Annotated in this window: 16 protein-coding genes and 1 pseudogene; 11 read left to right on the top strand and 6 right to left on the bottom strand. The window is 45.6% G+C overall.

Features of this window, described 5'->3' with window-relative positions; translation table 11 throughout:
* Nucleotides 1-590: 590 nt before the first annotated feature.
* A complete protein-coding gene (locus tag QUA04_RS20370) occupies nt 591-911 on the top strand; it encodes a XisI protein (protein WP_333259850.1) in 321 nt (106 codons plus the stop codon).
* A 205-nt stretch (nt 912-1,116) separates the two neighbouring features.
* Here QUA04_RS20370 and QUA04_RS20375 read toward each other — a convergent pair whose 3' ends face one another.
* Complete coding sequence (locus QUA04_RS20375; protein WP_333259925.1) at nt 1,117-1,611, bottom strand: GAF domain-containing protein; 495 nt, start codon at nt 1,609-1,611, stop codon at nt 1,117-1,119.
* A 387-nt stretch (nt 1,612-1,998) separates the two neighbouring features.
* On the opposite strand from QUA04_RS20375, the gene QUA04_RS20380 reads away from it, so the two are divergent.
* On the top strand, nt 1,999-2,871 hold the full coding sequence (locus tag QUA04_RS20380; protein ID WP_333259853.1) for an alpha/beta hydrolase: 873 nt from the start codon (nt 1,999-2,001) through the stop codon (nt 2,869-2,871).
* A gap of 95 nt (nt 2,872-2,966) precedes the next feature.
* On the opposite strand, the gene QUA04_RS20385 is transcribed toward QUA04_RS20380, so the two are convergent.
* Nucleotides 2,967-3,227 carry a hypothetical protein gene (locus QUA04_RS20385; RefSeq protein ID WP_333259856.1) on the bottom strand — a complete coding sequence of 87 codons (261 nt, stop codon included), beginning with the start codon at nt 3,225-3,227 and terminating at the stop codon, nt 2,967-2,969.
* Nucleotides 3,228-3,605: 378 nt separating this feature from the next.
* Between QUA04_RS20385 and QUA04_RS20390 the strand changes: the two genes are divergently transcribed.
* From QUA04_RS20390 to QUA04_RS20420, 8 genes and pseudogenes are all read left to right on the top strand, one after another.
* On the top strand, nt 3,606-3,821 hold the full coding sequence (locus tag QUA04_RS20390; protein WP_333259859.1) for a hypothetical protein: 216 nt from the start codon (nt 3,606-3,608) through the stop codon (nt 3,819-3,821).
* 18 nt (nt 3,822-3,839) lie between these two features.
* Nucleotides 3,840-4,043, top strand: a pseudogene (locus QUA04_RS30010) (hypothetical protein); the annotation flags it as partial.
* A 36-nt stretch (nt 4,044-4,079) separates the two neighbouring features.
* A complete protein-coding gene (locus QUA04_RS20395) occupies nt 4,080-4,559 on the top strand; it encodes a hypothetical protein (RefSeq protein WP_445242348.1) in 480 nt (159 codons plus the stop codon).
* A gap of 54 nt (nt 4,560-4,613) precedes the next feature.
* Nucleotides 4,614-4,895, top strand: coding sequence for a hypothetical protein (locus tag QUA04_RS20400; RefSeq protein WP_333259862.1), 282 nt, complete (start codon nt 4,614-4,616; stop codon nt 4,893-4,895).
* Nucleotides 4,896-4,928: 33 nt separating this feature from the next.
* Complete coding sequence (locus tag QUA04_RS20405) at nt 4,929-5,393, top strand: hypothetical protein (RefSeq protein WP_333259865.1); 465 nt, start codon at nt 4,929-4,931, stop codon at nt 5,391-5,393.
* Nucleotides 5,390-5,638: a hypothetical protein gene (locus tag QUA04_RS20410; protein ID WP_333259867.1), complete on the top strand. Its 249-nt coding sequence runs from the start codon at nt 5,390-5,392 to the stop codon at nt 5,636-5,638. Before QUA04_RS20405 ends, QUA04_RS20410 begins: the two co-directional genes overlap by 4 nt.
* Nucleotides 5,635-6,378, top strand: coding sequence for a hypothetical protein (locus QUA04_RS20415; protein WP_333259870.1), 744 nt, complete (start codon nt 5,635-5,637; stop codon nt 6,376-6,378). The genes QUA04_RS20410 and QUA04_RS20415 overlap by 4 nt, the downstream gene beginning before the upstream one ends.
* 549 nt (nt 6,379-6,927) lie before the next feature.
* Complete coding sequence (locus QUA04_RS20420; protein ID WP_333259873.1) at nt 6,928-12,420, top strand: response regulator; 5,493 nt, start codon at nt 6,928-6,930, stop codon at nt 12,418-12,420.
* A gap of 63 nt (nt 12,421-12,483) precedes the next feature.
* Here the strand turns inward: QUA04_RS20420 and QUA04_RS20425 are convergent, their stop codons facing one another.
* A complete protein-coding gene (locus QUA04_RS20425) occupies nt 12,484-13,191 on the bottom strand; it encodes an ABC transporter ATP-binding protein (RefSeq protein WP_006631855.1) in 708 nt (235 codons plus the stop codon).
* Between the two features lie 317 nt (nt 13,192-13,508).
* Here QUA04_RS20425 and QUA04_RS20430 point away from each other — a divergent pair, with 317 nt between their 5' ends.
* Entirely contained in the window at nt 13,509-14,351 is an 843-nt protein-coding gene (locus QUA04_RS20430) for a PEP-CTERM sorting domain-containing protein (RefSeq protein ID WP_333259877.1), read from the top strand.
* Nucleotides 14,352-14,589: 238 nt separating this feature from the next.
* Here the strand turns inward: QUA04_RS20430 and QUA04_RS20435 are convergent, their stop codons facing one another.
* From QUA04_RS20435 to QUA04_RS20445, 3 genes are all read right to left on the bottom strand, one after another.
* Nucleotides 14,590-15,369, bottom strand: coding sequence for an ABC transporter ATP-binding protein (locus tag QUA04_RS20435; protein ID WP_333259881.1), 780 nt, complete (start codon nt 15,367-15,369; stop codon nt 14,590-14,592).
* 83 nt (nt 15,370-15,452) lie between these two features.
* Nucleotides 15,453-16,268: an SAM-dependent methyltransferase gene (locus QUA04_RS20440; protein WP_333259884.1), complete on the bottom strand. Its 816-nt coding sequence runs from the start codon at nt 16,266-16,268 to the stop codon at nt 15,453-15,455.
* Between the two features lie 143 nt (nt 16,269-16,411).
* Nucleotides 16,412-17,977: an ABC transporter permease subunit gene (locus QUA04_RS20445; RefSeq protein ID WP_333259887.1), complete on the bottom strand. Its 1,566-nt coding sequence runs from the start codon at nt 17,975-17,977 to the stop codon at nt 16,412-16,414.
* Nucleotides 17,978-17,985 lie beyond the last annotated feature (8 nt).

The raw sequence follows: 17,985 nt of genomic DNA on the forward strand, positions 1-17,985 counted from the left end.
TAAAAATATTGCTCTCTCATCTTTGGACCAAATAATCTGTATTTTAAAAGACCAAATTAGATGCGCTTACCCTGGGTCTTAGCTGCTTACTGTCTTGTCAGCAACTTTTCTGTGGGAATATTTTTGTACAGTATAAATTTATCTCGTCGAGGCTATGTGTGGCGAAGTCGATTATTAGCTATCTTGTCAGCTTCATTCCTGATTTGTCTAGCTTTTCGAGATTTTTTTGCTGCTAACTTCTTTGAATATCCTTCAAGACTACTCATCAATGCGTTGGTTGCGATAGCACTTTATGGAAGTGAGAAATCCCACTTCGATCGAGCAATGCGAAATGGTGGTCAGCCAGCTAGATGGTGGATGCCATCGATCGGAATTGCTATCATTGTGGTAATACACTGGTTACTAAGTTTTGTGCTACAGATATCGAAACCAGCATCTTAGGCTACCTCACTGCTCAACCGAGCAGGAATATTGTCCTAAATTTAGAGAGTATTGAAGAGTTGCTTCAGATTTAAACCGGCAAAAACTGTCATCGAACGTTATGAAATCCGACTAATTATTTACAATCCAACTCGTGAGGCTATCGACCAATGGATAGACTAAACGAATACCGCAAAATTGTTTGTGACTTTCTCGAAGACTTTTCTAAAAATGACGCAAATGCTCAGTTAATCTTCGATATCGCCCGCGATCGATACCTTGTCATGCACAACGAATGGCGCGACGAATATCGCATCTATGGGTGTGCCATGCAGCTCGATATCATCGAAAATAAAATCTGGATTCAACACAACAGTACCGAAATCTACATCGATCGAGAACTAATTCAACGTGGCGTGTCTCCTCAATATATCATTCTTGGGTTTCGCTCCCCCAGCATCCGAAAACTCCTTGCCGCCAACTCTTGCTAGAGACAAAGGTTGGGAACAGTTAGATGGATATCTCGCTAGATTGGGACAAGATTCGGGTTGGTTGGTCATTTTCGATCGCCGAGAGAATGCACCCGAACTCGAAGAACGGTTGAACACTGAGATTCATACTACTCCAAGGGGGCGATCGGTTACATTATTCGAGGGTGAAATCCTGGTATACTATGTACTAATAGTAGATGCGATATTAACTATCTTGAATTGTGGGAGACATTGCCATATTTTGGGCTTCTCTTTGCATGAATTCAATGTCGGATCGCGACCAAGTGCGAGGTCCGCTGCACTGATGAGCAATTAACAGCCCCCACAGTCCTTTGTTTGTTAATATTGGCACGACTAAATTGGCGCGAACTTTCAGGCTACGCAGAAAATCTCGGTGGCATGGGTTAATTGGTTCTACTTCAATATCTGCAATTGCTTTAACTCTGCCGGCTTCGTACAAAGCAGCGTATTCGTCGTTAAAACACTCGTCTGGCCCCGTTGAACCCAAGATTGAGAGTTCGATCGCACTCAACATCTCGTAAGTCACTCGACCTTGCCACTGTCTGTAAAAATAGTACAGTACGGCGCGATCGCTCTGCAAAACTTCTCGAATGTCGTAGAGGGATTTTTCAACCAATACATCGCGCTTTAGACGATCTGTCAAGCGGTTAACAATGTTTTGCAGCCGATCGCCCGACATAGTATTAACTCCTTTAATTCCTAGTACACTCGCCAAATATTAATTATTAAACTGACACCATCACAACACCTCAAATTGTTGCGCTTCGGGATTTTCGCGCACTCGAAAATGAGTAATTTTTGGCTTAACAGTTGTCTGGAGGCCAGCGACATTATACTATTATTTTGACAGAGATAGCAATCTTTTTGGGAAACGGAGCATGGCGTCGGGCCCCGCAAGCTACGGCTTTTTTTGCGCGAAGAAGCACTGGCGGGACGCCTGTTCCACAAAGGAAGAGAAAAGAAAGAGTTTACAAGTGCTGGGAGAATTGCTAGATATGCCTAAAGTTGGTTCCTCTTAAAGAGAGGAACTGCTAGGCTATTTCGATAGCTAGAGGAAGCATCAAATATGTCTGTGCTAGAAGCTGCTTGGAAACACGAATTTATCGCTACGAACGGCATCAAACTGCACTATGTCACTCAAGGTTCTGGGCCGCTGATGCTGATGCTGCACGGATTTCCTGAATTTTGGTATTCTTGGCGGCATCAAATCCCGGAATTTGCATCAGACTATAAAGTCGTCGCTGTAGATCTCAGGGGTTACAACGACAGCGACAAACCTCACGAGCAATCTGCTTACGTGATGGCAGAGTTTGTGCAAGATGTCAAGGGCATTATTCAGGGTTTGGGATACGAAAGTTGCGTCTTAGTTGGTCACGACTGGGGAGGCGCGATCGCCTGGAATTTTGCTTATGCTTATCCCCAAATGGTGGATAAATTAATTGTGATGAATCTACCGCATCCGGCCAAGTTTGCTGAAGGGTTACGCACTCCCCAACAATTGTTGAAAAGTTGGTACATCTTTTTGTTTCAGTTGCCAGTTTTGCCGGAGTTGTTAATTCAGTTGGGCGACTATCAGGCAATTTCGGCTGCTTTGGAAGGTATGGCAGTTAACAAAAGCACCTTTAGCCCCTCAGATATCGAAGCTTACAAAGATGCGGCGGCCAAACGGGGCGCTCTGACTGCTACTATCAATTATTACCGCAATATTGCTCGCGGATTTCTCGATCCCCAAAACTGGAGGGTTCTGGAAGTTCCGACGCTGATGATTTGGGGAGAAAATGATGCCGCCCTCGGCAAAGAGTTAACCTATGGAACCGCAGATTACGTCCGGGATTTTCAGATTCATTACATTCCTAATTGCAGCCACTGGGTGCAGCAGGAACAGCCGCAGTTAGTGAATGGGTACATGAGAGATTTTTTGGCAAGTAAGTTCATTTAATATCATATCCAGTTTGATCGGAATGCTACTGAGCCTGCGAGTAGGACGATCGCGATTCACTCAGAAAATTATTATTCCCATGCCAGCAGAGACATTCACCCACTGCTGATGCCATCCGTGGTGCGCCCGCTCATTTCCCAGGGCTGAATGCGGTAGATTGCAATTACCTCCGTACGTCCCGGCGAGTCAATCCAGGTGCGATTGATGGCGGGTGAAAGTGTGGGGTTGTGTTCTTTGACCAATTGCATCGCGCGATCGATGTTTGACTGTTCCGTGAGGCGTTCTCCCAGGGTAAGCGCATCTAATTTTGTATAAAATTTGACAGATTGTTTGCACTTGATATAAAAAAAACTCAAAAAATCGTCCTAACTGAACTTAATTTCCTTCTCTTGCATTATTAGTTGCAAAAAGCAGTATTTAACACTACATTTTGCCTACTCACTAAAATTTGAGAATGTTTGAGAACGCAAAAATAAGTTGATTTTAGCTCTGCTCCTTGCCAAAAAATTAATATATTTGACCTATTTTAGCAGTAAAGGCAATTTGTCTGTATCGTAAGTAACCAATTAAGATGCGCTTACCCTGGGCGTTCTCCTCGCCCGTTCACATTAAATGTAATCGGTGGTATAAAAACATCAATTCTCCAAAAAGATGGAAGGTGAAATGATATAATTTTTGAAATTCCCAATCTAAAAAATTGGGAGCGGCCAATCAAATCTTCGTAGTCCGTTTTTATGACACCAGACATCTTGGCAGCGCAGCAGCAAAGAAATCACCGCATAATTGTCTGGGTACTTATTGGTCTGACGCTGCTGGGACTGGCATTCCGCCTTTATTTGGCGTGGCGCACCAACCAAACTCTCCCCGATACCCCCGCCCGTCTCAGAGGCGACGAACCGGGCTATGAGGGCTTGGCCTACTGGTTGCTGAAGGGTCATTTTTTTGAGTGACCAGGCCGGACGCCAGTTTATCCCTTTTTTGTGGCTGGATGCTATGCAATTTTTGGTCGCTCTCCCGCATCTGTAGTCTACGTACAAGCTTTTTTGGGGGCGACAATCATCCCGCTAACTTTTATCCTGGCACGGCGTTTTACTGGCGCTCAAAGTTCCTTAGTAGCGGCTGGATTAATTGCGATAGATCCCTCCCTCATTTTTCATGTCAGGCGGCTGTAAACAGAGATTTTATACAGGCCTTTAATAATTTTAACCGTGCTGGGTTTGCTGTGGGCATTGGAACAGCCGCAGTGGCAAAATTTTTCATTCGCAGGTGCGCTGTTGGCAATTACAAATCTTTGTCGGCCGACAACGATGTTGCTTCCAGCAATTGTGCCACTATTGATGCCGCGCCAATGGCATTTTAAGCGCAAGATAGCTTTGTTTCTTGCTTATTTGGGCGCAATTATCATCATTACTGCACCTTGGACTTACCACAATTATCGAACGCACAAAACTTTTTTGCTTTACAGCGTTTCTACGGCGCTGCTGTGGCTAGGAAGTCCAGAGTTTTATCATTTGGCCTATGAACAACTCCCAAAACGCCATATTGTTCAGATTTGGCAGGAAGAACTAAATTCGGCACGGAATGGGGGACACGATGCTTTTACAATTGAGGGCGATCGCTACTTTAACAAACGGGCGATCGCTTCCATCGTCCGCGAGCCTGCTGTCTATCTCTGGTATTTTTTGTAAAAGGCAGTTTTTTTCTGGTTGGGAAACCCTGTAAGCGACTGGCCCGATCATGCTATGTTTAATGTGGAAGCAATGCGGTCATTCTCGCCGCAAGGGATTGTCGGCATTTTAGGGTCGCGAAATTTGCCTGTATTTGCTGCTTTGGGCATGAGAGTTTTGCGGCATCGCTGGCGGGAGTTTTTGCCACTATTTGCAGTCTGTGGCTATTTTACTTTGTTCCATGCGCTCACTTATACAGAAGTTCGGCACAGCGAGCCACTGCACCCGATTTTGGCGGTCGTAATTGCTACGGCGGCGGGAGAACTTCAGCATCGCTTGAAGTTAATTAGTCAGTAGGTATTAGGCAGTTTGTCATGAGTTATTAACCCAGTGTTTTCAAAAACAATTATTCGGAATTTTACCATCGCCATTTTAATGGCTCTTGGCATAGGGTTGTTCAGCGGAACGACAATTTTTTCTCAAAACATCGAAACAATTAAAATTTCCGGCAATGCTGCTGGTGTTAGCACTCGCTACATCGGGGCAGTCGAAGGCAATATCAATTTCGACATCAAAGATTTGCAAGATTTGGGAATTAATACCTACCGCATTTACGGCGGGATGTCCCGGTGGGAACCTGCAGACGACGACGGTAAATACGGTTGGCCATCTATTAACGAAATTAAGACAAATCCAAATATAATTAATTGGGCGCAGTGGGATCAGATAATGACTAATCCGCCCCAGGGTAGTGATTATTGGTGGTCGGGACAACCCGGTACTGTTTGGCCAGGTAATGCCGGGACTATTTTTAATAGTCTCAAACAAGCAAATATTCGCCCGGTGGTGAGGTGAGTATTCGGAATGTAGATAATGGCTGGAATCAGAGTTGGGCGTTGCAACTGAATCCGCCCCGCGCAAAAGAAGATTGGAACGAGTGGTGGGAACAGGTTTTTGCTACGGTTTATTGGCTGAATGTTCGCAATGATTACCCCGTTGATGATTGGGAAATTCACAACGAACCGGATAATCGCGATCAGGGCTGGGGGGGACTAGGGCTGACTATTTTGAATTGGTTAAGGTGGCAAAAGATGCGATGATCGACTTTGTTTATAAAACTTATTTGCCTTCGCGCACTTACCGCATCCACAGTCCGAAAACTGTAGGCGGCAGCAATTGGCCGGCTAGTGCTTTGCAGGAAATACCCAATTATTTCAATACCGTCAATATCCACAACTACGATGCAGATATTTCTAACTACACCCGCAAAGTGCGCGGCTGGATGAACGCTACTGTCCACGCTAACTCGCAGCTTTGGGTAGGAGAATCGGGAAGTTACGAGATTAGCTACGGCGATTTATCTTTAGCTTTAAATTTGATTAAGAATTTGATTCGAGGTTCCCAACCGGGGGATAATTATATTGACGGCAGTCACATATTCTGTTTGTACGACTGGGGAAAGCTGGGACAGGCGGAAGGTTTGCTAGGGGACGGGGGAAAACGGCGCGCGGGCTACTATGCTTTGCAGATGAGAATTAGGGCTTTGCAGGGCGGGAAAGCTACCTTTTTTCCTATCACTAACAGTTCGGATTTAATGGCACTTGCAACTCTTGATGCTAGCAAGAATGTTTACTTGCTGGTTGTCAATGACCGAGCAACATCTTACACTGTTAATGCAGAGATTTCGGAGCTGATAAAAACTGGTAATGGCACGGTGCGGGAGTTCAGTTCTAAAACAATGGATGAGGTTGTTGGTAGCTTAAGGCTGAAGGACAGCAATGCGAGTTTTGCACTGGCGGGGAACAGCGCTATTCTCATCAAGTTCGATCGCCAGAATTGAAGCTCAAATCATCGGGGCCATAATTGGGATAAGATAGAATTAGTTATGCTCAGAATTATTTATTTTCTGCCTGTTTAGCCCTGGAACCCTGAAACCCTGGAACCCTCGAACCCCTAATTGCACAGTTGCCATACCTAAGTCGTCCTGTTGTGATTCCCCTCCTGTCGCTGGTAAATTGGTAGCGTGCAGGTATCTTGCCTCAAACAGAATGCGAGCGAGAGTTCCGTTGAGGGGCAGAAAGTAGGGTGCAGTCTAGACAATCGCAGAAATTCTTGCTCGTAAACCCGCAGCAGTTAGGCTAAGCGAGGAGTTACCCGCCCGCCTTCATCTGGGCCCTCTGGCAGATAGCATTGGTTCTGAAAGTCAGAAGCCGTCAATTATCAGGATATGGCACGGAATTAATTTTAAATGCCAAGATGCTGGAAGTAGGGGTGAGTTTAATCGTACAGAAACTTTGAGCGCGCTTGGAAATCTCGCGGACAAAGCCTCTCAATCAATCTGCTGCTTGCGATCGGGTTTTTCCAACAAATATCACTTTTATGCCCCCTGATGTTTATTCCCTCCCTCAGTCAGGTCATCAACCGCAATCCCCTCACCGTCACCCCTGAGACGCCCATAGAAAAGGCGATCGAGCTGATGAGTAGCACAGGAGCCAGTTACGTCCTCGTGGTAGAAACACGCGGGAATTCTCAACTCGGAAATCCCATGAACGGAACTTCCCCACAATCGCGGGAACAGTCGGGTTTCTACAACGGTGTACCGCGTGCGTTACACGCAGGAGGCAACGGGCTGCCTCACAACGGCTCAAAAGCTCCCTATCCGACGAGCAGCCAGACAGTGCTGGGGATTTTTACAGCGCGAGATATCGTACAGCTAAACTCCATCGGCGCTGCTTTGAGGGGATTTGCGATCGAGCAAATAATGATCAGAAGCGTAACTGTAGCCCGAGAATCGGAAATTCCCGACTTTTTTGCCTTAGCAAATCTCCTGGAGAAAAATCAGATCAGCCATTTGCCAGTCGTCAGCGACACTGAAGAACTTGTCGGTTTAATTAGCTCTCAAAGCTTGGTGCAAATGTTGCAGGGAATTGGGGAATCGACACAAAAAGCAACTAGCAGCGCTTCGCCACCTGCGGCTTTCGCGTTCCCTCCGCCGCTGCCAATTCTGAATCAGAAATTAGAGCTACCCGCAAGTTTAATTAAACTTTATCAAATCCCTCAAATAGCAGGAACGCGAATAATTCACGCTCCTTCTAATTCTTCGGTTCGCTATTTGGCGCAACTGATGTTTAGACACAATGTTAGTTATGTATTAATCACTGAAACCCCCGATCAACACTCGACTGGTGCGGCTCACAATTCCAAATTTACAAATCCCAACATTCACAAACTGGTTGGGGTGGTAAGTTCGCGGGATATTGTGCAGTTGCAGGCGCTGGGAAGAGACTCTAACAAAATTAAAGCGGGAGCAATTTGCAGCAGTTCGCCACCGCTGGTGCGATCGCACTCTACACTCGAAGCAGCCGTCGCCCTGCTGCAAAAACACTACTGCCAGTTGCCTTTATTAGTCATTAACGAAACAAATCACCCGATCGGGATTATCAATCCTAAAACTATCCTTTTACAAGCGCTGGATTCAAAATCTCTGCATTCTGGCTTGATCGCTTTGCAGCGCCAGCTAGAATCTAGCAACGCTCAATACAAAAAACTCTCAGCAGAAATACAGCGGACAGCAGCAAATAGCCACGAGGTGGCTGAAATTTCTCACCACAGTTTCGTAGAGCAGCCAAATCTCCCCCCTCCAGTCAACAATCAGGGGATTTGGGACTGGAATCTCGAAACAGATGAGTTTTTTTATTCCGCGCGGTGGCAAGAAATGCTGGGCTACCAAGAAGGGGAAATCTCGAATCGCCGATCGGAATGGTGGAGTCGCATCCACCGAGATGATATTGACTCAGTAAAGGGAGCTTTAGAAGAACACTTCGCCCAAAAGACACCGGATTTTGCAGCAGAATATCGGATGTACTGTAAAGACGGCAGCACTGTCTGGGTGCTGAACCGTGGTCAAGTTTTACGCAGCGCTACTGGCAAACCGCTGCGGGTAGTAGGAACTCATACAGATATTACTCTAAACAAGCAGTTTGAAGTCAAAAACCGCGAGCATGATCGGGAGCAGTTCCAACTATTTGACTCTTTGAAAGCAACAGTAATTTTCCACATAGATGCGGCGGGGGTTTGGAAATTTCTCAATCGCGCTTGGACGGAAATTACGAATTTTTCGGTTTCCGAAAGTTTGGAAACTAATTTTGTAGAGTGGGTGCATCCAGATGAGCGCGAGCAATGTGCAAATTTATTGGAGTCTTTGCTGTCGGGGAAGTCGGAATTTGAACGGCGAGAACTGCGATTTAAATCCAAGTCGGTTTCGGGGAAAAACTCCTTGGGAATTCACACTAATTCCGGCTTTGTTTCCGTGGAACTATTTGCCCAAATCCGCCGGAATTCCCAAGGCCAAATAGCGGGAATTTTCGGGACTTTGCACGATGTCTGCAACCGCCTCGAAGGAGTTGAGGATCTGCGGGAAAGCGAGCGGGCAATTCGATCGCTCTACGAGGTAATGGTGACCTCGGAAGGATCTTTTGACGATCGAACGATCCGGTTGCTGGCAATGGGCTGTAGTCAGTTTGGGATGGATATCGGGCTGTTGGGCAGGGTTTTGGGCGATCGCTACGAAGTGATTGCGGCTTATGTACCGGAAGATTTTCCCTTTGGATTTGCTAAAGGAGACGGTTTTGCTTTGAGCAGAACCTTTGAGCGAGAGGTTTTGCGATCGAGCGAACCTATTTCTGTCGAATCAGCCGGCACTACTCAGTGGCGCAACCATCCCGCTTACAGCGTCCGCAAGTTGGAGGCTTTTGTGGGGACGAGGGTAATAGTGCAAGGGCGAATTTTTGGCACTTTGAGCTTTACTTCCCGCACCACTAAATCTCCTTTTAAACCGCTGAATTTTGAAATTTTAAAGTTGATGGGCAATTACATCGGCGCAGAAATTGCCCGCGAAGAGCGAGAGCGGACTTTGCAACGTCAGTACCAGCGCGTTTTACTACTCAAACAAATTACTCAAAAAGTGCGATCGACCTTAGACACTCAAGAAATTTTTCAAACTACCGCCACCCAAATCGGCCGCGTATTTGGTGTCAATCGCTGTACAATTCACACCTATCTTTCCGAACCTTATCCCCACCTTCCTTGCGTCGCGGAATACTTAGAACCCGGTCACGAATCGGCTTTAGATTTAGAACTTTCTGTCACTTATAACCCCTACACAGAAAAACTCCTCGCTGAAGATATAGCCCTGGCATCTCCCGATGTGTTTGCCGATCCTTTGCTGGAATCTTCGGGGCCGATGTGCCGCCGCATCGGATTAAAATCTATGTTAGCGGTTCGCACATCCTATCAAGGAGAACCGAATGGAATTATTACTTTGCACCAGTGCGATGCAACTCGCCAGTGGAATCCCGACGAAATTGAACTATTAGAAGATGTTGCCGCTCAAGTTGGAATTACCTTAGCTCAAGCACAACTTTTAGAAACGGAAGTTCAGCGACAGCGACAGTTAGCCGAGCAAAATGAAGCTTTGGATCAAGCACGACAAGCGGCGGAAGTTGCTAATAGAGCTAAGAGCGAATTTTTAGCGACTATGAGTCACGAAATTCGCACTCCGATGAATGCGGTAATCGGGATGACGGGCTTGCTGCTGGATATGGAACTAACTCCTGAACAGCGGGATTTTGTGGAGACAATTCGTACCAGCGGCGATGCTTTGCTGACTATTATTAACGATATTCTCGACTTTTCTAAGATTGAATCTGGAAAATTGGATTTGGAACGCAGCCCCTTCGAGTTGCAAAACTGTATAGAAGAATCTCTGGAATTACTGGCTCCGAGAGCCTCAGAAAAAGGTTTAGAGCTGGCTTACTTTATTGATGATTCTGTTCCGAAAAACATTTTAGGAGATGTCACGAGACTGCGCCAAATTTTGGTAAATCTGCTGGGCAATGCAGTTAAGTTTACAGAATCTGGAGAAATTGTGGTGTGCTGTACGGCTAGGCAAATTGAACAGGTAGCTGCTAATAGTTCACCAGATAAAATTAATATTCTAGCGCCACAACCGCTAGCAATTAACCAGGGAGAGTTGGCACGTAGCAAACAATACGAGATTCAATTTGCTGTCCAAGATACGGGAATTGGAATTCCGCCAGATCGGATGGATCGCCTGTTTAAAGCTTTTTCGCAGGTGGATGCTTCGACAACGCGACATTACGGCGGGACGGGTTTGGGACTGGCTATCAGCCAGCGTTTGAGCGATATGATGGGCGGTACAATGTGGGTTGTCAGCCAGGTTACTCCGGGAAGTTCTAAGTCTCAAGCGGGAGTTTCTGCCGGACAAAGTATCGCTGGAAGGTCGCCTGCAGAATTTACTCCGCCGTCGATATCCGGTTCGGGTTCGATTTTTTATTTCACGGTGACTGCTGAAGCGAATGACATCCGGGCTGAGGAAAAAAGGCCCGAATTTGCCGCTGGTAAGCGCTTGTTAATTGTTGAGCATCATGCCATTAATCGGCAAGTTTTGATCCGGCAGGCAGAGTCTTGGGGAATGATACCCGTGGCTGTAACTTCGGGTGCTGAGGCTTTGGAAATCATCAAAGGAAACTCGCCGCTCGATTTAGCTATTTTGGCTATGAATCTACCAGATATGGACGGTGTGGCTTTGGCTGTGGAGATTCGGAAATTTGAGCTGAGCAATTTGTCCGGCGGCGACGGTCAAAATCCGAATGTCATCGTTAAAAACCCTCGCAAAATAGCACTACCTTTGGTGCTGTTTACTTATTTAAGTAAGGCCGAAGTTTGGAAAAAACTTGAAACTACAGAAGTACATTTTTCGGCTTTTTTAACTAAGCCTTTAAAACAGTCCCAGTTTTATAATGTGTTGCTGCAAGTTTTTGGATATGTTACTGGCAGAAGCAGCAGGGGAGAAGTTTCAAATGTGGTGACTTTGACTTCGGGATTGAAGTATTTTGAAAATTCTCAAGAACAGCACCGCGTGCAGCGGACGCCTGCTGTTTTGAGGCAGGTTGCGACGAATTCTGCCGGACAGGATGCAGCTAATTCTAGTCAGATTCGGATTTTGCTGGCTGAGGACAATGTGGTGAATCAAAAAGTCGCTACGCATTTACTCGACAGGATAGGATATCGGGCTGATATTGCGGCTAACGGGTTGGAGGTTTTGGAGGCGCTGAAGCGGCAATCTTACGATGTTGTGCTGATGGATGTGCAGATGCCGAACATGGATGGGTTGGAAGCGACGCGCCGCATTTGTCAGGAATGGCCTGCTAACAAGAAGCCGAGAATTATTGCGATGACTGCTAATGCGATGCAGGGCGATCGCGAAAAGTGTCTGGAAGCAGGTATGGACGATTATATTACTAAGCCTGTACGCCGGGAAGAGTTGGCGATCGCCTTGAGCAAGTGTTCACCTCTGATTCGGGATGAATTGGATGCGGTTACTGAGCAAAACAATCAAGATATTTCGGAGCAAGTTGACAGTGATGCAGCGGGATCTTCGAGCGTTCAACCGGGAGCAGATTCGCCGATTGATTTTCATATTTTGCAAAATCTCCGCGAGCTAGATGATGATGAAGACCCAGATTTTTTGGGGGAGCTAATTAAGATATATTTGGAAGACGCACCGCAACATTTAGAAACTATTAAAGAGGCTATTTTTCTCGGCGATGCTGATAGTTTGAAGCTGGCTTCTCACACGCTGAAGTCGAGCAGCGCCAATTTAGGAGCCGTGTCTTTTTCTGCTGTTTGCAAGGAGTTGGAGTATATGGGCCGCGTGGCGGTTGAGTCTGGAGGGGAACAGGTTTTTGATGTGAGTACGGCGCGTGATCGCCTGTTGGAAGCCCAAGCAGAGTGGGAAAAGGTGCGGGCAGCTTTTGAGACGGAATTGGAAACGGGGAAGTTGCGATCGCAAATAGGGTAATTGGTAATTGGTAATTGGTAATTGCCAATGGGAATTGCCCTTACCGATTACCAGAATAGCTATTTAACTTTCACCTAAATATGCTTTGCGAACAGTTTCATTTGACTGCAAATCACTAGCAGTACCAGCAACTACAACTTGACCAGTTTGGATGACATAGCCGCGATGGGCTACACTTAAAGCCATGCGGGCGTTTTGTTCCACCAGTAAAATAGTTGTTCCTTCAGCATTAATATCGCGGACGATCGCAAAAATTTGACTGACTAACATCGGTGCCAATCCCATACTCGGCTCGTCCAATAATAACAAGCGGGGGCGCGACATCAAAGCCCGGGCGATCGCCAACATTTGTTGTTCGCCACCGCTGAGAGTTCCCCCTTTTTGACTAATTCTTTCTCGCAAACGAGGAAATAAATTTAATGCTTTTTCCATATCGGACTTGATACCGAGAGTATCGTTGCGGAGATAAGCACCCATTTCTAGGTTTTCTTGCACCGTCATGCGCGGAAAAATCAACCGCCCTTCGGGACTTTGAGAAATCCCCAAACGGACGATGGCCTCTGTAGATAGTGCTTCTAAAGGCTTTCCCTCAAATAATACAGTGCCTTGGCGCGGGCGCAACAGTCCTTGAATCGTGCGGAGAGTGGTCGTTTTCCCCGCCCCGTTGCTGCCGATTAATGTCACAACTTCTCCCTGCGAGACTGTTAGCGATACTCCTTTGAGAGCGTGGATATTTCCGTAGTAGGTGTGAATGTCTTTAATTTCCAACATAATTACTCTTTCTGCTTTGTGCTTTATTATATTATCCCGACTAATTATAAAATTTTATTGCATTTATTTAAAATCAAACTTTTTTAGAGTAAGCAGTAATTTTACTTATATCAACACCCGCCCTAGCTTCCATACAATATATTTTTAGTAGCTGTGGCAACCAACTTTACATAATTTTTACTTAAACACCAGCTTTCTTGACAGTAGCTTTACAAAAATCTCTAAGTAAATAGGTAGTATTAATACGTAAGCGAAACCAACCGCTACAAGTGACTAATAACAGCACTTAAAATTTTTCAAATTTAAGGAGATTTACCATGAAATTACATCACAGTACCGGAGCGATCGCATTTTTATTAGCAACTCCTTTAGTAACCAGCTTGAGTGTAGGTATTGCGCCCAGCCGTGCTGCCACAATAGCAGGTTCTGCAGCAGGAGTAATGATTGACAACTTCAGTCACAGATCGACTGAGACAGGTACATTTACTAACACTTACACTCAGACCCTAGCTAATAGCGGTTCAGTTATTAGCGAGGCAACTGCTGATGCCGTTTTTCTATCTAACTGTCACGAATTGCTGGCAGCAAATCTCTCGCAAAGTGAAGTTATAGGCAGCGGGAATAACTATTCCGGTTTAGCCCAAAGTCAAGCAGCAGTGATCGGCGACTTCTTCATTGATGCCGAAGAAACTTTTTCCTTCAATTTTCAGACATTTTTAGCTCTTTTAACATCAGTTGACAACCCCCAATCCGAACGCGCTAGGGCGAATGGCAGTATATCTTTCTGGGTGATTAACACTGTTACTAACATTTTGTTAGACTCTTTTCAATTTGCCATGGGTTTAGACTCTTCTAATGGCTTTTCTGCAAATGCCTTCGTTAGCAACAGCTTTAAACCCACAGAAATTAACTTTAATTTTCTGGCTCAAGAAAGTGCAGCAGCTAGCCTCCTTTATACTTCTGGGGTATATTCGCGGACATTCAACGGCGCCACTAACTTAAGGTTAGTAGAAGTTAAAAACAATATCGCCAAGGCAGAAGCAGAAGCAGAAGCAGTTCCCGAACCGAGCACAGTATTAGGTACTGCAATCTTTTTAGGATTGTTTGTCAGGCAGAGAAAACACAAGAAACAAATGTCGGAACTCAAATCAAAAGTTTAGGAAAAACCCCGAATGTTAATCCGTAGAGTGTGCGAGGCGCACATCCTATCGTTTCCGTTGAATTGTTCGTTATAAAATGCTGTTGTTCTGGGCGGGTTGATAAATATTATCGGTTTGAAAGACAGATTTTTGGTGAAACCCGCCCCTAATTTTATTGGATTAATTGGCTGAACATTATATCGCTTCTTCCGAGGATAAACAATGCCCACCTCACTTATCTGTCGGCACACAATACCCATTATCCATGTCCATCTTCTTCTTTTCCCAAATAGGCCTCAATCACGCGGGGATCGGCGCGAACTTGATCGGGAGTTCCCTCAGCAATTTTAGTACCGTACTCCATAACACTCACGCGATCGCTAATTCCCATCACCACCTTCATATCATGTTCAATCAGCAAAATACTCAACTTCAACTCATCGCGAATCCGGTAAATAAAGCGAGTTAAATCAGCCGTTTCGTTCGGGTTCATCCCGGCAGTCGGTTCGTCCAAAAGCAGCACTTTCGGATCGGAAGCCAAAGCCCTCGCAATTTCCAATCTCCGCTGGTCGCCGTAGGAAAGGTTTTTTGCCAACTCCGACGCTTTAGCAGCACCTAAACCGACAAAATCTAGCATAGTCAAGGCTTTTTTCTTAGCTTCCCGTTCTTCCAAAAGCACAGCCGGAGTGCGGAGGATTGCACCCAACAAACCTGTTTTCAATCGGCAGTGTCTACCTACTAAAACATTATCCAGCACAGTCATGTTGTTAAACAAGCGGATATTTTGAAAAGTTCTAGCAATGCCGAAAGTAGTCAGACGATCGGGCGGTAAGCCGGTAATATTTTTATTTTCAAGTACCAACTGCCCCCCACTCGGTTTGTAAATACCCGTAAGCATATTAAAAAAAGTAGTCTTGCCCGCACCGTTGGGGCCGATTAAACTGGCGATCGCTCCCTTTTCTAAAGTTAAACTAACCTGGTTGACGGCAGTCAAACCCCCGAATCGCATTGTAAGTTGCTGTGCTTCTAATAATGACATTTTGGTTGTGTTTCCTAATATTTTAGAGTTGTGCGAGCGGGATGCTCGCGAGCTTTCACGCACGCGAATCTATTTGGGATATTTTAGGAGATATTCTCTAGGGTACAGACAAAATAGAACTTAAAAAGATTAGATTCTAGCGAACGGCGAGGGCGATATTGTGCGTGTAAATCGGCAGTCGAAAAGTTTTCAATAACTTTGAGATTGAGTTCGTCAGCCAAAGTGGCAATATTTTCAAAACCAGTAATCCACGGTGCATACATACTTTCGTATTTATCTATGTAATCATTGATATCGTGGTAACCCGTCGTTCTCAAAATTACCTTTTCCGACATATAATCAAAGGACAATCGGAAATTATTAACATTGTCCCGAATTTGTTTTAACACCAGTATTACATCTTTTTTGTCAACCAAAGTAGTGTTGCCTTCCCACAAAAAATAGGTCGGTCGAGCGAAATCAAATTCACTCTGTTTCAGCAAGGGGATTAAACCGTCTTTTACGTAATCGCCGGGAAGGTAGCGAACATGGGCCGTAACTTTGTTTGCTTTGAGAGTTTCTGCTTTTAATTGAAGAGTCGCACGGTCGTCTATTTCAAAATAAGTGACTTTTTCGCCATTAATTCTAGCAGCGCGAGTATCCAATCCTGAACCTAAAATAACTACTTGCTTGCAACCTCCTAAAATTTGATTGGACAAAACATCATCAAAATATTTAGTCCGCAACTTAACCATTTCTTTAGCGGCGGGAGAGCTTTGAGCTATGTGGTTAGCTACTTTTTTTGTTTCCTCATTCAACCATATTTTTACTACATGATCGGTATAAAGAGGAATTGTCTCTTCATTCTCTTCTGCCCTAAATTCCGCAACGATAAAAGCAGTACCAGTTACATTTTTCATGGCTAATCTTTCACCCTTACTAAGCAGTTGGTTACAAATAAACATTAGATGGGGAGGGGGTTTTTACACCCCTAAACTCCCTTGCATCCTAGATTCTTAGCTAAACCCGCCTACAAAATACTATGGTTTTTGCCCTTACCTACTTATTGACTTCTCGCATCTGCTAAAGACTCATTGCTCGCTTCACCATCAGAATGCAGTTCAGCTTGGTGTATTTTATCAGGAATCAGTCCCTCCGGCCGCACGAGCATCATGACAACAAGAGTTAGACCGAATAGAAATAAGCGCATTTGAATCGGGTCTAAACTGGTGGCCAGAAAGTCTCGCAACTGGGGAATTGCAATCCTGGGGAGTACAAAAGTATTCAGAAAACCCTTGAGGACTTGCGCTAATTGTGGCAGATAAAGCCGATCGGCAGACATGATAATGATAGCGCCCAAAATCACCCCGGTCATGTTGCCCAAACCGCCTAAAATCACCATACACAGGATGATTACCGATACCGAGAAATCGAAAACGCTGGGAAAAATCGCGCTGATATAGGCCGCGTAAAACGCGCCTGCAAAGCCCGAAAAAGTCGCTCCCATCGCAAAAGCCGAAAGTTTGGTTTTGACCAGGTTAATCCCCATCGCACTAGCCGCTAATTCATCTTCGCGCATGGCATTCCACGCCCTTCCCAAGCGGGAATCTCGCAGCCGCGAAATCATGAAGTAAGCGAAGACAACTAGCAGTAAAATTAGGTAGTACCAGGGAAAGTAGTTGCCGGTGCTGAAAGTGCCGACGATGGGGAGAGATGGACGCCCGATCGGGTTTATTCCCGCTTCGCCGCCGGTGAGGTTAAAAGGTCGATCGCACCCAACCAGACACAGCACCAACTCAGGTTTACCCAAAACAGCCGCAACAATCTTCGAGACTGGTTCGTCGATCCGAATCGCGGTTAAATTCCTAAAGACAACCGGGATAATTTCGCCAAAACCGAGGGTAACAATCGCCAAATAATCGCCCTTGAGCCGCAGAGTCGGAATACCCAGGATGACGCCCGCGATCGCAGCTACACCGGCGGCGATCGGCAGTACCACCCAAAAGTTCCAAGCAATATTTAACTGCCCAGAAGATAGCAAAGCCGTCGTGTAAGCGCCGATCGCAAAAAACGCCGCATATCCCAAATCCAACAAACCCGCAAAACCCACAGTAATATTCAAACCCAGCGCCAACATAATAAAGATTTGAATCTGTACTACAGTAGCAATCCACCCAGTCTGAGCCTGAATATCGATAAACGGAAACAGAATTAGAATAAAAGCTAATGTCACCAGAGTTGCCAGCCGCTGGCGTTCCCCCTGCAAACCCTGCAAAGCACCCATTAACGTAGCTGTCAAAATTGCGATCGTCAAACTGCAAATCCCGTACAGCAGCGTCGTCGGCAAAGCCACAGCAGGTTGACCAGACAAAGGTCTAATCAAAACCCCTTCTACCACACTCGCAACTAACAGCCAAACTCCCAATCCCACACCCGCTAAACTGCCGATCGCAGCACCCATTTTCGGGCTGTAAACCTTCTGATCCCGACAGCTCATAAAGCCCGCCGCCGTACCCATCAGCCAGCCGATCACCGTGCCGCTCCAACCACCGAATAACAGAACAGTCAAAGAGCCGATCGCCCCTAAAATACCACTCGATTTAATAGCTTTAATTATCTTGTTTGACATAGGAAGAA

Source organism: Microcoleus sp. S13_C5 (assembly GCF_036700845.1).
Taxonomy (GTDB): Bacteria; Cyanobacteriota; Cyanobacteriia; order Cyanobacteriales; family Microcoleaceae; genus Microcoleus.